The organism is Gracilimonas sp. B-17, assembly GCF_056857935.1.
The window spans coordinates 161,190-176,428 of sequence record NZ_JBSXOA010000008.1 but is presented as its reverse complement, the minus strand read 5'-3'; the positions used below and the strand labels follow the sequence as shown (position 1 = coordinate 176,428).

Annotated in this window: 13 protein-coding genes; 7 read left to right on the top strand and 6 right to left on the bottom strand. The window is 39.2% G+C overall.

Annotation, left to right across the window (positions count from 1 at the left end; translation table 11 throughout):
- Positions 1 to 4 precede the first annotated feature (4 nt).
- Complete coding sequence (locus AC13FX_RS01375; protein WP_482878610.1) at positions 5 to 928, top strand: mechanosensitive ion channel family protein; 924 nt, start codon at positions 5 to 7, stop codon at positions 926 to 928.
- A gap of 27 nt (positions 929 to 955) precedes the next feature.
- On the opposite strand, the gene AC13FX_RS01370 is transcribed toward AC13FX_RS01375, so the two are convergent.
- Positions 956 to 1,654 (bottom strand): SOS response-associated peptidase, encoded by a 699-nt coding sequence (locus tag AC13FX_RS01370; RefSeq protein ID WP_482878609.1) that lies wholly within the window; start codon positions 1,652 to 1,654, stop codon positions 956 to 958.
- Positions 1,655 to 1,790: 136 nt separating this feature from the next.
- Here AC13FX_RS01370 and AC13FX_RS01365 point away from each other — a divergent pair, with 136 nt between their 5' ends.
- From AC13FX_RS01365 to AC13FX_RS01340, 6 genes are all read left to right on the top strand, one after another.
- A complete protein-coding gene (locus AC13FX_RS01365) occupies positions 1,791 to 2,723 on the top strand; it encodes a CPBP family intramembrane glutamic endopeptidase (RefSeq protein WP_482878608.1) in 933 nt (310 codons plus the stop codon).
- Between the two features lie 98 nt (positions 2,724 to 2,821).
- Positions 2,822 to 4,390, top strand: a complete 1,569-nt coding sequence (locus AC13FX_RS01360) for a DEAD/DEAH box helicase (protein WP_482878607.1) — start codon at positions 2,822 to 2,824, stop codon at positions 4,388 to 4,390.
- A gap of 139 nt (positions 4,391 to 4,529) precedes the next feature.
- On the top strand, positions 4,530 to 6,095 hold the full coding sequence (locus AC13FX_RS01355) for a Na+/H+ antiporter NhaC family protein (RefSeq protein WP_482878606.1): 1,566 nt from the start codon (positions 4,530 to 4,532) through the stop codon (positions 6,093 to 6,095).
- Between the two features lie 173 nt (positions 6,096 to 6,268).
- A complete protein-coding gene (locus AC13FX_RS01350; protein WP_482878605.1) occupies positions 6,269 to 7,318 on the top strand; it encodes a sigma-54 interaction domain-containing protein in 1,050 nt (349 codons plus the stop codon).
- Positions 7,315 to 7,884, top strand: coding sequence for an acyltransferase (locus AC13FX_RS01345; protein ID WP_482878604.1), 570 nt, complete (start codon positions 7,315 to 7,317; stop codon positions 7,882 to 7,884). The genes AC13FX_RS01350 and AC13FX_RS01345 overlap by 4 nt, the downstream gene beginning before the upstream one ends.
- Before the next feature lie 254 nt (positions 7,885 to 8,138).
- Positions 8,139 to 8,876: a WecB/TagA/CpsF family glycosyltransferase gene (locus tag AC13FX_RS01340; RefSeq protein WP_482878603.1), complete on the top strand. Its 738-nt coding sequence runs from the start codon at positions 8,139 to 8,141 to the stop codon at positions 8,874 to 8,876.
- On the opposite strand, the gene AC13FX_RS01335 is transcribed toward AC13FX_RS01340, so the two are convergent.
- Genes AC13FX_RS01335 through AC13FX_RS01315 form a run of 5 tightly spaced genes read right to left on the bottom strand, consistent with a single transcriptional unit; the run spans position 8,873 to position 15,054 of the window.
- Entirely contained in the window at positions 8,873 to 10,105 is a 1,233-nt protein-coding gene (locus AC13FX_RS01335; protein ID WP_482878602.1) for a glycosyltransferase, read from the bottom strand. The genes AC13FX_RS01340 and AC13FX_RS01335 overlap by 4 nt on opposite strands.
- A gap of 45 nt (positions 10,106 to 10,150) precedes the next feature.
- Positions 10,151 to 11,347 carry a glycosyltransferase family 2 protein gene (locus AC13FX_RS01330; protein ID WP_482878601.1) on the bottom strand — a complete coding sequence of 399 codons (1,197 nt, stop codon included), beginning with the start codon at positions 11,345 to 11,347 and terminating at the stop codon, positions 10,151 to 10,153.
- 17 nt (positions 11,348 to 11,364) lie between these two features.
- A complete protein-coding gene (locus tag AC13FX_RS01325; protein WP_482878600.1) occupies positions 11,365 to 13,068 on the bottom strand; it encodes a glycoside hydrolase family 9 protein in 1,704 nt (567 codons plus the stop codon).
- 12 nt (positions 13,069 to 13,080) lie between these two features.
- Positions 13,081 to 14,169 (bottom strand): glycosyltransferase family 4 protein, encoded by a 1,089-nt coding sequence (locus AC13FX_RS01320; protein ID WP_482878599.1) that lies wholly within the window; start codon positions 14,167 to 14,169, stop codon positions 13,081 to 13,083.
- Positions 14,170 to 14,211: 42 nt separating this feature from the next.
- Positions 14,212 to 15,054 carry a polysaccharide deacetylase family protein gene (locus AC13FX_RS01315; RefSeq protein WP_482878598.1) on the bottom strand — a complete coding sequence of 281 codons (843 nt, stop codon included), beginning with the start codon at positions 15,052 to 15,054 and terminating at the stop codon, positions 14,212 to 14,214.
- Positions 15,055 to 15,239: the final 185 nt, after the last annotated feature.

Below are 15,239 nucleotides of genomic sequence, written 5' to 3'. Positions count from 1 at the left end.
ACGGATGAAAGAGTTCATAGAAAGTATAAAAGATTTCATCGCCAATTCTCCAAGTCTCACGATTCAGATAGCTGAAACTCTCGGGATCATCATTTTCTTGTGGCTTATCCGGTTTTTTGTTGTCCGTATTCTACAGAAAAATGTTGATGACAGGAAAACTCTTTATAAATGGAAAAAGAACACTAATTATATTGTTTTTCTGATCGGGGCAATAATTCTGGCTCAGGTTTGGTTTTCCGCATTGGGACAATTGGGAACCTTTCTGGGACTGCTTTCCGCCGGTATTGCAATTGCTTTAAAAGACCCGGTTACTGATCTCGCCGGCTGGCTGTTTCTGATCTGGAGAAAACCATTTGATGTGGGAGACCGAATTCAGGTTGGCAATTCAAAAGGAGATGTCATTGACATCCGGGTATTCAAATTTACATTACTTGAAATTGGTAATTGGGTTGACGCCGATCAAAGCACCGGCCGGGTGATCCACATTCCCAACCATAAAATATTTACCGATGACATTGCCAACTATACAAGTGATTTTGAGTGGGTCTGGAACGAAATGGGCGTCCTCGTTACGTTTGAGAGCAACTGGAAAAAAGCAAAAAAAATACTACAGGAAATTGCAGACGAAGTTTGTCAGGAATTCGTGAATCAGGCTCGTGAAGAGGTCAAGAAAGCCGAGAAATCATACCTGATCCAATATCGATACCTAACCCCAATTGTATATACCAGTGTTAAAGACAGCGGTATCAATCTTACCATTCGCTATCTATCCAACCCAAGAACAAGGCGGGGTGTCTCACAACTTCTTTGGGAATCCATCCTCAATAGGCTTGAAGAGCATGATGACATTGACTTTGCCTACCCAACCGTACGGTATTACAATAATCCCACCGAGGGCAAACCCGGAACGATACCCGAAGGAAATTAAAATTTACTGATCCGGTACTTAAAATATCTAATCAACGTCCGATCCATCATAATTTCGAAGCTTTGGAATTGGCTGAATGAGTTCTTTAGAATTATTTGAAGGGTCATTTACTAATTCCGGCACCCTGAAAACTGTCATGTGAGGGAGCAGTTCATCGGCGTTAAAGCCCCTGTCTATCAATGATCTTGCATTACCGTTGAGCCATTTTTCGTAATCACTGCGTTTAAGGATCACCGGCATTCTTTCATCCAGGGGTTCAACCAATGCATTTGCAGGCATCGTCAATATGGTATAGGAACTGACATTTCTCCCATTTTCATCCTCAAATGATGAATAAATTCCGGCAAAACCGGTTACATCCTCAGAGATCACCCTCAAATAAAAAGGTAACGGATCTTGCACCGTTTCTTTCCACTTATAAAACCCTGATGCAGGGATTATACATGCTTCATTCTTAAGGGCCTCATCCCAGTCTTTTGATCTTTTTAGATCCTCGACCTTCAGCTCTTCCCTGACCATACTTGCAGCCTTATCTTTCAGGCCCCACACCATACTTTTAATTTCCCTTTGTCCATTTTTCATAACAACAACCGGCATTACGCTTCCGGGCATTGCATTATAGTTTGGCTCGAACAATACCTCTGATTCAGAACCTACACCAAATGTTTCTTCAACTTCTCCTTTTTGGGCCTCAAGAACATATCTTTCCATAATCAGTAAATTCATTTTTATATTGGCTTTGTATGTAATAAACGAAAAATCCTTTAAGTATTGCCCAACAATTTCTGACGATCCCTTATCCTGCTGATATTACCTCTCTTTAATTCTATATTGACGGACATTGAATTTTAAGATCGTACCTATGAGAAATCCATTTTTTAATGTTGAAGAGCAAAGATTGCGCTCGTTATTCAGGATCATACTTTTTCTTTTTCTGTTTAGTTTTGGTGTGGCACTACCTTCCATGATCCCTTTTACTGCACTTCAGTATATTGGCATCTCCGTCTTTACTCTTGCATTGTATTATGTCATGTTCCGGTATGTAGATCAACGCTCCTGGAAACACTCGGGACTGATCTTAACTAGAAATTGGCTTAAAGAATTAATTGCAGGCATCCTGATCGCTGCTACTGTCATGGGTGTCATATTTTTAATTATTTGGCAAACCGATGGCCTGGAAGTGAATGGTTTTGGCTGGGAGAGAAATGGTCAAAAGTACTGGCTGATCCCTGTTTCAGTATTTTTTATTCAAATGGTTTCTGTTGGGTTTTATGAAGAGGTATTATCACGGGGATATCTCATTCCTAATATTAAGGAGGGATTATCCATTGGAAAGATCACTCCATTCAGAGCCACTTTGATAAGTGTTTTTCTCAGCTCAGCTCTATTTGGTATCGCCCATGCTGCGAACCCGGATACTTCATTAACAGCAGTATTCAATATTCTTTTAGCGGGGGTAATGTTAGCCATTCCATTTATCATTACCGGGAGATTAGCCTTATCAATTGGTTTACATTTTTCGTGGAATTTTTTCCAGGGTGGTATTTTTGGCTTTAGAGTGAGTGGCATGGAGATACGAAACTCTGTCATTCAAATACAGCAAAAAGGGCCCGAATGGTGGACCGGAGGCTCTTTCGGACCTGAAGCCGGCCTTGCAGGAGTATTGGGAATCATCTCAATCATCGCACTGTCTCTTATTTATTTACATTATTCAGGGATTAAAATTAAACCTGAAAACCTCTTTGACCTACCTTATTCTGAATACAAAGAATTGGATAAAACTAACATAACCTGAGCTTCCGTAACTTTTTTTGTATATTAAGAGATCTCCACTCAAGGAGATAAGATCTTTGAAAATTGAACTATAACGCCAAAACGAAAGAGGTGTAAACATTGTCTTTTGAAGAATTTGGCTTAAGCCCCAATATAATGAGCGGGCTGGCCGACCTACGAATTGAAAAACCTACACCTCTCCAGAATGAAGTTATTCCATCGGTACTACAAGGCAACCATTTGCTTGTAAAAACTGAATCCGATGATGATGGAGTATTTTTGATACCTGCTTTGCAGAAATTGACTACCTATGGAGAGGTTAGTGGCACTAAAGTTTTAATATTAACACCATCTATTGAGCGAGCTAAAGCATTGGATGAAACAGTTTGGGCCATGGGTTACCATGCTCAGATCAGCAGTGCTTCACTTTCCATGAAAGGAAACAGAGAAGAACAAGAGCAAGCGATTAAAGATGGTGCCCCGGTGGTAATTGCAAATCCGGGACGTTTGATTGAAATACTGGATAAAAATAAGCTTAAGCTTTCCCACGTGGACCTTGTTGTTATTGACGAGGCGCATGGCATGGAAAATTATAACCTGGTCAACCGGGTGAAGGATATCATGCAATTGGTGGAAAGTGATCCACAAGTGCTTATTTTTTCTGAATCCAACAATAAAGCCACACAACAGTTATCAGCTGATCTCCTTAAGGATCCTAAAATTATAGGATTCAAGGAAGATAATGGTTCTCAGAACTCTACTGATGAACAAAACGACTCAAGTACTGAGTCTCACTCCGATGACAAACAAAATTCTGAAGAAGAATTTGTGTTGGATCAGGATGAAGTTAACCGCAAACTTGAGGCAGCAAGTGTGAGTGTAGTTCTCAATCCTGAAGAAAATAATAAAGAGCCTGAACAAGATACATCATCCAATGGACAGAGCTCGGATACAGAAAGTGAAAAAGATCCCACTGTACCTGAAGACCTGACTCAAGCCTACATTTATGTCCCCCCAAGAGCCAAGATATCTACTTTATTGGCGCATCTGGAAAAAACACTGACCGACAAGATCGTTGTATTTGCGGCTTCAAAACGCACAACCGATCGATTGTTCAGAATTATCCGGAAAAAAGGCTGGGGTGTTGTGAGCATCAACGAAGGACTGAAGCAGGAGTACTATGATGAAAGATTCGGAAAATTTGTTTCCGGCGACATGAAGATCCTGCTGGTTGGTGGTTTATCAGCTACTGAAGTTGAATTGGATGAGGTTAAGCAAGTTATCAATTACGACGTGCCCAATGAAGTGGATGAATACAAATACCGGGCAGAACTTGTCGGCAGTGGTAAAGCTGCTCGCATGGTTTCTTTAGTTTCCAAAATGGATAAAGATGACATCGACGAGATCGTAAAAAAAGTTGGCTATGCTCCAACCGAAATTCCACTTCCTGAAGAAGTTAAAGAAAAGAAAGGACGGTCTAAGAAACGATCAGGTTCAAAGAAAAAGAACCACAAAAAGAAGAATAATCAGGATCGCAAACGCCGAAAACCCAAAAAGGAAAAGAAAACCAACGGGCTTCCCCGACCTTCCTATGAAGGGCTTTCAGGTGGTAAAGAAGGTAAGGGTAAACGACCTTCTCCCAGTTCTGAAGATGGAGCTTTTGGGTGGATCAAAAAGTTATTCAACTAAGAATCCTTTCTTTTACCAAAAGTATTAATAAGGTGCATCTTTTAGGTGCACCTTTTTTTATGCTCTTTAACACCAAATTTTTGGCATTTCCTGACCTATTTCCTACCATCTTACTTTATTTAAATCAAAATGACACCTCATGACAAATGATTTTGCCGTCACAAAGAAAAAATGGAAGGACCCTGATACTCGTAGAAAAATTGGTATTGGGTTAATTCTGGCTTTGATCATTTCCGGTATATATGCTGGAGTCAATGAGGTATTTCCGGAGCAAAACGGACATTATGGTTTCTGGTCCGTTATGCCTCCATTAGTTGCAATAGTTCTTGCTTTTTACACCCGTGAAGTTGTCAGTTCCTTGTTCATTGGAATTTGTCTTGGTGGGGTTATTTCAGGGAAGATCAACATCGTTCAGGATTTCCTGATACCCTCGGTTGGAACTGAGAGTTTTGCCTTGATCATCATTGTATACTTATGGGCACTGGGAGGTTTGATCGGGATCTGGACACGTACAGGAGGGGCAGAACGTTTTGCAGTCTGGGCAAGCCGAAAAATGGTAAGAGGCCCCCAAACAGCTAAGTTCTTTACCTGGTTAATGGGGCTGATCTTTCATCAGGGAGGCACTATAAGTACGGTCTTAACAGGTGCAACGGTAAGGCCTATTGCTGATAAATACAAGGTATCTCATGAAGAACTGGCTTATATGGTTGATTCAACCGCCTCACCGGCGGCTACCATTATTCCTTTTAATGTATGGCCTTTTTATGTAGGTGGCTTGATCATTGGAACACTTCCATTTTTAGAAACCACGCAACAAAGTGTTGCCTTCTTTATCTCTGCACTTCCTTATAACTTTTATGCGATATTCGCCATATTGTTAACCTTACTTTTTGCATGGGATAAATTTCCTTTTATACCCGGCAAAAAGATGAGAGCAGCCATTAAAAGAGCACGAGCCGGAAAAGGGCTTGATCGTAAAGGAGCAAACCCGATGGCTGCAGATGAATTGACTCAAAGCAAAGTTCCGGAGGACTACAATCCCGGGCTTATCGACTTCTTTGGCCCCATTGGCACCCTTCTCGGTGTAGCGATACTGCCCTATCTTGTCACCAGGTTTTTCTTGAATATGGGAGAAAATGCTGTGCTACCCATCGCTGAAGCATTTATTCTCGCTGTCCTGGCCGGTTTTGGAATTGCATTGGCTAAAGGCATGAAGCTTCAGGAAGTAATTGATGGATTTATTGATGGCTGTAAAGGGGTCACGATAGGAGCGGTGATCCTGGCTTTGGCAGTCACCCTAAAAGAAGTCGCTGATGCTGTGGGAACGGCCCCGTATGTGGTCGAATTGGTTGGTGACGTTATTCCTGCTTTTTTACTTCCCGGTCTACTCATGGTCTTATGTATGTTGATCGCTTTTTCAACAGGAACATCCTGGGGGACCTATGCCGTCGTATTCCCGGTCGCCATCCCTTTAGCATGGGCAGTAGTACCAGATCCATTCTTTCTTACTCTTTGCTTTTCGGCTGTAATTGGCGGGGCTGTTTTTGGAGATCAATGCTCTCCGATCTCAGACACCACGATACTCTCTTCTCTTGCGACCGGATGTGACCTTATGGATCATGTTCAAACTCAATTCCCATTAGCAATTTTAGCGGGAACCCTGGCCGTTTTTACATATGCAGGATTTGTCTTTTTCTTTGTGTGATAATGTTTTAGTACAAAACGAAAATTATCAGCTTTACAAACATTAAGAATTTCTCATGTAACATTTCGCCAATAAGCCTTACAATACTCCTCACGTTGGAAACAGTTAATGGGTAGCTGTATCTAAATATAATATTTGTAAATGGGGAGGTTAGACTATGGGTAAATTAAATCTTGCCCACATCCGTTCCGGGAGTAGCCATGAACCCAGATAAAACTGAATGGATTCATGAATCCCCCGAAATTACTGAATTAAAACGTAAAGCTTTAAGGGTAGCTAAATCAAACGTGCCGGTTCTACTTACAGGAGAGAATGGAACTGGTAAAGAAGTGCTTGCTCACTTTATTCACAATAATTCTGCCCCAAAAGAAGTCGTTGATAAGAAACCTTTTATCATCGTTAATTGTGGAGCTATGCCTGAAGACCTGATCGAAAGTGAACTATTTGGTTATGAAAAAGGTGCGTTTACCGGCGCTGATCATACCAAAGAAGGAGCTTTTGAACTGGCCAATGGCGGTACATTATTTTTAGACGAAATTGGGGAATTATCCTTGAATGCTCAGGTAAAGCTATTAAGAGCTGTTGAATACCAGTCGTTCAGAAGATTAGGTGGAAAAAAAGAGATCAAAGTTGATGTGAGGATCATATCAGCTACAAACGTCATCTTGCATGATGCCATAAAATCAGGCGATTTCAGGCAAGATCTTTTTTATCGCTTAAATGTGATCGAACTATACATTCCTGCCCTGAGACATCGAAAAGATGAGATCCCACTTTTAACCGAGCATTTTTTAAAGAAATTCTCTGAGAAGTATAATATTGAGAAACTCTACATTGATGAAGATTGCCTGGCATGCTTCAAAAAATATAATTGGCCCGGGAATGTAAGGGAACTAAAGAACATCATCGAAAGGTGCGTTGTTCTTTCCAAGGATGGCGTAATTGATAAAGATGTTCTTCCTTCTCAATTGACTTCACAGGGTTGTTTACCAACGGAGCGAACAACTCCAAACAAGGACAGATCAGAAAGAAAGTTTCTGGAGATAGAAATTGGAACACCCTTTGAAGAAATTGAGAAAAAAGTTATCCAGCAGACTTTATCCTCGTGCAATAACAATAAATCAGAGGCTGCCAATGTGCTCGGAGTAAGCAGAAAAACATTGCATAATAAACTGGATAAATACAGCAATGAATTGACTGAGGAAAATGCCAATAATCCATGAGTTACAACCCCGGTACTTTAGAACGTATCAAGCGTCGTTTAAAGAAGCATTCACTTTTTGAGCATCTATTGGGTTTTTGGCTTTCTAGAAAATTCACTCAAAATGGCATTATAGTTGTCAAAGAATCCTTTCCTCTACCCAAGGTTATAAATAAAGGTGGTTCTCTATTGGCAGAAAATTGCCAGTTTTATTCCGGTGTTCGTATAGAAATTGGCAAAAATGGTACTGTAAGTATTGGAAATGGAACTTACATAAACAGAAACACCCTCCTGGTCTGTGAATCTGAAATTAAAATTGGGGCCAATTGTAAAATATCCTGGGATGTGACCATCATGGACTCTGACCTCCATCCTCTTAACTCAAAAGAAATTATTAATAAACCCGTCTATATAGAGGACAAGGCATGGGTAGGTTGCAGATGCATAATCTTAAAAGGAGTCACTATAGGTGAGGGAGCCGTAATAGCAGCAGGTTCTGTCGTAACAAAAGATGTTCCCCCATACACCATTTATGGTGGTAATCCGGCAAAATTTCTTGCTAATGTTAATACTCAGGAGCCTTCTTAGAGAATAGTTTTTCTATTCCAGCTTCTCATTTTTTTGGGGAATAATTACACATCACAATAGCTACAAATGTGTACATATTTTACAGCTTAAAAACCATCATTTTAAAACCCTATCGCTCCACCTTTTAAGAGCAGGTATACCCTAAAAGTTTTATCAAACCTCCCCATTTGGCATGTTTGTTGTATCTATTATCATAGATCTAAAATCATATTCAGACAATGCTTTGCAAACAATTTGACAAAAGATATTCGGTAATGGGAATCAAAATATCCCCTTATCCTGTGAACGAGTTTTTTGACCTGCTCAGAAAAACGTTGGATGAACCAAAAGTGGATTTGCCACTTTTTTTCGTGACAGTAAACCCTGAAATCGCAGTAGAAACAATTTCAGATCTGGAGTTCAAAAAAATTTTACACTCTTCTTCAATAAATACTTCTGACGGTATTGGTATAAGTTGGGCTATCAAGTACCTACATGGAGAAAAAGTGGAACGTATCACCGGCTCCGATTCTCTCGAAAAGATCTGTTCATTAGCCGCACAAAGTGATAATTCAGTATACTTTTATGGTGCCATGCCGGGAATTGCAAAAAAAGCGGCTGATATATTAGAAGACAGGATTGAACAATTAGACATCATAGGCACATACTCTCCACCAAAACGTGATATTCCATTCGATCAGCTTCCGGAAGAAGTAAAAAAAGGACTTCAAGAAGCGAATGTAATTTTTGTCGCGTTAGGTGCTCCATATCAGGAGAAGTGGATCAATGACAATATCAGTGAGTTTAAAAACTGTAAAGTGATAGCCGGCATCGGAGGAAGTTTTGATTTTATAGCCGGCAATATCAAAAGAGCCCCTGTTTTTTACCGAAAAACAGGTCTCGAATGGCTTTACAGGCTTTACCTGCAACCAAGCAGATGGCGCAGGATGTTAAAACTCCCTTTATTTATGATAAATGTTATTCTTCTAAAAATGGCAAGAGTAAATAACTAAACCGGTTGGGTCGTTTTTTCACTCTTCTTGCTATTCGCCTTTTTGCTTAACAATTCAATAAATGCTTCGTCGAGGCCTTTGCATATCACTGACCAATCATATTTTTTCACTACAAGCTCATAACCTTCATTAATGAGTCTCTTAGCTAACTTTTTATTCTTCATCAACTCTATTACAGCATTCGCAAATTCTTGAGGCTCATTCCTTACCAAGATATTCTTGCCATCTTCTATTTCGATACCTTCACATCCTATTGACGTTGAAACAATAGGGATCTTCATCGACATTGCTTCAAGTACCTTCAACCGGGTTCCGCTTCCCATATTCAATGGAACAACATAAACGGATGAGCGATCAATATACGGCCTGACATCATCCACAAAACCTGTAATGATCACATCATCAGAAGCATATTTCTGTAACATTTCAGGCGGCCGGCTCCCCACAACATAAATTTTAGCCTCAGGCACTTCGTTTTTGATCAGTGGAAATATTTCATCAAGAAAATACATTATCCCATCCTGATTAGGTAAGTAGCTCATTGCCCCTGTAAATACAATATCAAACGGTCCCGGTTTTACTTGCTCATTCTTTTTGAAAAACTTTGTGTCAACACCATTTGGAATGACAAAATGTTTTGTTTCTTTGGCATGCCCCTCAATGATATTTTTATCTCTTTCTGAAGTTGCAAAAACAGCATCATATCTGTTAAAAATTTCAATTTCTTCAGATCTTACTTTCTTGAATTCCGATTCGTAAAACTTTTTTCTCAAAAATGACCATTTAAGCTTACTCATCCTTCTAAAGTTGTCATACTCTACGTTGTGTGCATCCAGAATTGTAACTGCATCCGTCTTGAGATCAAATACACCCATTGAAGCAAACTCCGTCAATATGATATCAAAATCTTCTCTCTCTAAAAGTTGGTCCAACTTAGTTTGAAAACTGGAGGATGATATAAAATTATACCAATAACTATGGCTGCTAAAAAAAGATGTCATCTGAATGAGCCTGGAAAACCTTGACTTCTCCTTTTCCTCAAACATCAAACGGTCCTCTGCAATAGGGAACTCATCTTTCAATAATGTTAGTTCTCCTTTTCTGTTAAAACCGGCTACATACAGATCATCATAATTTTTGTATAGATGATTCAAGATATGATAAACTCTCAGTGCTCCACCAAAGGTTGGAGGGACCGGAACATAGGGAAATAAGTGTAGTATTTTCATGAGATAATTTCAGTGATTTCTGCAGTATTGTTTGGCATTCAATTTTTATGATTCTCGACTTGTCCTCACCCATGCCTTAGGTTTATCAGAAAATAGTGTTTTGACTATGACCTTGACCTTCCATATTACATAGATCGGTATATATAAAACTGATTTATAAAGATCCCTATCTGCATGCACCAATCTTAGGCCCAGTAACAGATGTACGAATCCTATCAATAAGAATACACCCCAAATATATGTATATATTGCAGTTGCCGGGAAAATTAAAGAGAGTGAAAAGCTGGCTACTAATAGCAATGATATAATTAACATCGTGTTTACAAAAGGAGGTGTAATTAGGTCAATAAACACATCGAAAAAAGCTAATGACCTATTCTTGAATGAGTCTTTAAGAAAGATCTTTGAATAGCTTTTGGTTATATCTTTTCTGCCTTCCTCCCATCTTTCCCGCTGTGATCTCGCATTTTCAGATTTTAAAGGCATATGAGCCCATACAGTAGCTTCCGGGGCAAAATGTATTCTTTCACCGTTCAGCAACAGAATAAGTCCGTACTCAAGATCTTCTGTCAGTGCCCAAGATTGCCATGGTATTTTAACTAACACTTCTTTGGTAAAACACATCCCATTACCTCTCAACCCCATATCGAATCCAAGATACTTTCTTCCAAGAGGCTTTACATAGTTGAATAAAATAAATCCGATCCTGGTTGCCTCGCTGCTCCAATTATTTTTCTGAGGTAAAACCAAGTCGCTGCTCTGGATCACGCGGGATCCATTTTTTATATAATGGTTCATGACATGCAGGTAGTTTCCGGAGATCAAACTATCTGAATCTATGACCACAAAGGCATCATATTTATCATATTCAGATATTAACCTGTCAAAAGCCCATCTCAGTGCATAACCCTTCCCCCTTTGTGAAGTATCAGTACGCTCAAGGACATTAACACCAAGATGACGTGAAATCTGAGCCGTGTTGTCACTACAATTATCCGCTATAACAAATACATCATATTTTGTATGTGGGTAAATTATTCCATTGATACTGTATATGGTCTTTGCGATCATTTTCTCTTCATTGTGAGCCGGAATAATGATCGCGAAGGTTGTTTCATTATTTTTATCAAATTCTTTGATCAGCTTTGACCTAAATGCTACTAATCCTAAAAATAATTGATATAAAATTATCGGGCCTATTAGGACTATGAGCAGTATTTGTATGATGTCAACAAGTATCATTTCTTATAGATTATATTTCAATTTTTAAATGCCAAATAACCGCTCACATACGCTAATATAGCCGTATAATTTATCGCAACTTCATTCACTAAATAGTTTTTAAATTCATCTTCGTAATTTTTTGCCGGATATTGGGAAATAGCCTCCCCATTCAGATGAGTATGGTTATTCGGCCCGCCCACAAGCATGCCGGGAACAGGCATTTCTACGCCATCCAACTCTGATAACTGATGATAGGGGTTCATTACAGATTTTGAACCCACAGCTGTAACCTGAGACCTATTGACTGGATTTCTACCTAATACAAAATGGAGCTGGTCATATGCCGCGTTAATAAATTCGCCATTACCCGTCAGTTCATAGGCTTTAATAAGATCATATGCATAAGCCAATCCAACACTATTAGATCCCCAATAATATTCTGTGTGTTTTACTAAGTTTTTATAATTATTCCTGCCATGAGTCTTAAGAATATTATTGGCCTGTTTAACTAACCGTTTTTTCACTTCTTCCTTTAGATCTGTCAATTCAGCATTTGTAGGGATCTTAATTATAGAGCTAAGAACAATGCTGTTTACATTTCTCCAACTGATCGGTTGTAACCCATACCTGGGCAGGTGTTTAAATTTGATCTCAATATATCTTAAAAACCTGCTTTCACCTGTCAACCTGTACAATTCTATTGCTGCCCAAATTCTTTCATCCAGATCATTTGAATCACCATACTCACCTCCGGAAACATTTGGTGGATTTTTGAAGCCTCCCAAAGGAATACTTTGTGGATTGATCTCTAAGAACTCCCATGCTTCCAATGCTGACGACCTTAATGTCTCAGCATACTTGATATCAAATTCACTGAATAACCTGGCAGCCAACGCTGCACTGGCAGCGAATGAAGCTGTTGCTGCACTGCTAACTTCAAAAATATACCTATGTGAAGGATCAGTGGTTGGAAGGTACTCTCCGATCCATCTTTCCTGTGAAACCTTATGGTAAATACCGCCATTCTGCTTCTGCATTCTCATCAGCCAGTCCATGGCCCATTTTACCTCATCCAGGATATCAGGAATCATATTTTTACTTTCAGGGATGTTTAATTGTCCATCGCTGAGTTTGCCCGGTAAGTCTTCATACAGATAAAGCAGTAATGCTGCACTAAGGGATGTATTTACCGAGAACTTATTATAGTCACCGGCATCATGCCATCCTCCCCAAACTTCTTTTTTATCATTTTTATTCTCATAAAATTCAGCATCATCCAGGTGACAAATTTTGTACCCCCAGTCAGTCCCATTATCAACTACTGTTCCACAACGGTGATAATAGAAGCTTTGCAAACTTGAAGTCGCTACTTTTTCATAAGGGTTACTCGCAATTCTGAACAAACCGGATCTCACATTCTCATTTTCAATTGAGCGAACTGAGTAAACGCCTTCCTTATCAAAACCGGTAAATTCAAATACTTTTACCTTATCTCCTGTAGCAACATCAGGTTCTTTTACTGCAACCGCATTGAGTGTTGCGGCAACTGTATTGGAACGCTCGTCAAATAAAATCAGGCTATCCGCTTCTTCGTTAACCAACAAAACTTCTTTGACGGCGTGATCAGGATAACCAACCAGGTTAACAGCAATAAATTGTCTTTCACGTTCTTTACTGCCGCACCCCATCATCCCGGCGATCAAGGTCATTAAAGTCATTATTTTTATGAATTCATTCATTGAACAACCTTTTCAGACCTTTTCCAGTTTTAAACTTGCAGGTGATTTTCCTGCTTCCGGTTCTAATATCGATCTCATCTCATCATGAATTTCATCCACAAATTGTTCCATACTGTGATTCTCTTCTATAAATTTTCTTCCCTTAGCCCCCATTTTCCTGCATCTTTCAGGATCATTCCACAGTTCAATAATTGCCTTTCGAAGAGCATCTTTATCCCCCTGTGGAACAAATATCCCGTTTACACCATCTTCAATTATACCAACCTGCCCTTCTGTTTTTGAACAGATAACCGGTTTTCCCATAGCCATGGCCTCCAGAATTGTGGTCAATCCATTATCAGAGTCACTTTCCATTAAAGTGACTACAACAAATCTGCATCGCTGATATAGTGAACGTAATTCCTCATGACTTTTACGGCCAACTGAGATATTTGACGGAATGTCATCTATGTCATATAATCTTTTCACTGTATCAAACAATTCTCCTCTCGTTGAGCTGACCGCAATATGACATGGTATATCCACATTTCTCATCGCCTCTATCAAAGTTGGATAATCACGAGCCTCCATTCCAACTGAGCAGATCATATCAGTATCACTTTCGGATGGATACCAAAATTTTTGATCGGTTCCTCTTTTAAGTAACACAATTTTATCCGGAGCAACCCCCAACTCTTCAATGGCAATCTGCCTTTGAACTTTTGACCAGATCAAAAATTTGCTTACATAATCTTTGATATGTTTCATGAACCATTTCTTTCGCTTTGATTGCTTTTCATCTACTGATGTTATGCGAGAGATTATGACTACATGGGGTATTTTGAACCGGAGGATTTTCATCAGGTATGAAAGGGGGAATGCAACTTTTTCAGACTGAGAAAGAATTATATCAAACCTATGCTGGATAAAGAATACCTCAATGATCTGAGCAATGTGAGCTGGAATATGCTTATATAAGTTTCTCCTTATTCGAGGTGTCTGCTTTAATAGATACCTTTCATCCAATACTGTTGCTGATACTTTATCTTCGAGTGTTGTTACACGAGGCATTCTATTCTGTTTCTCAAGTTCTCTGATCTCCTTTTCAGAACTTTTGCCCATCCCTTTTGATATAATGTATAGAGTCTTCAAATTATTTCAGGTTTAATTAGTTATATGGCTTTGATCCAGTACTTTATTCTTGAGACCTTTTCTTGCAATTATACTTTTATCTTTTTTTCCCAGCTGCTTCAACTCATTATAAGACCAGAGTAAATATTGATATGGTGTAAGGATACCCACCAAAAAATTTGTTAAACCTACACCCTGTTCAACCGCTAATCTCCTGATGTCATATAGATTTTCAGTAAACCTTGGCGGACCTGTATAGACACCACAGCCAAATACAAAACCCTCACTTTTTACTATTTCCTGAATTTTTTTATTCACTCTTCCATACGGGTAAGCAAATGAGATAATTTTTTTTCCCAGTATGGTTTCTATTGTTTCTTTAGAACGTGAGACTTCGAACCTTACTTCATTACTGTTCAGCTTGAGAAGATCAAGGTGATCATATGCATGGGCGCCGATCTCAAACCCCAATGAATCTGCACTAACAATATGTTCATCGCTCATTAGAAGACAAGGCTGGTCATCTTCATTTTGCTCCCATTCTGCTTCTCGCAGTTCACGGTTACCCATCACAAATATCACTCCCTTCATGTTGTACTTTAACATTATAGGAATGGCATTTGTATATGTATCTAAATAACCGTCATCAAAAGTTATGACCACTGATTTCTTTGGCAGGCTCAACTTCCCTTCTAAATACAGTTGGTAGTCCTCAAATGTGATGGAGTTATAACCAATTCTATCAAGCCATCTCATCTGTTTCTCGAAGTCGCTGGTAGTTACATAATGCCAGGGAGAACCCTTGGGAGGTATTTCTTTTAAAACCCTGTGGTACATTAGTACCTTTACGTTCTTAGATGATTCTAAACTTTTCATGCTGAATGTTGTAATTAATACATTACTTGTGTTACTCTATTCAACAAACGTGCCAAAAGCCGCTTAACCCCACCTTTATATTCAGTACCCGCGTTTAAAGCCGATTACCTGAGCTTATTTACCCCTTTAATTTTCATGTGTACAATTAATACACACCGCTAAATGGTATTGTGTAATTATTCCAC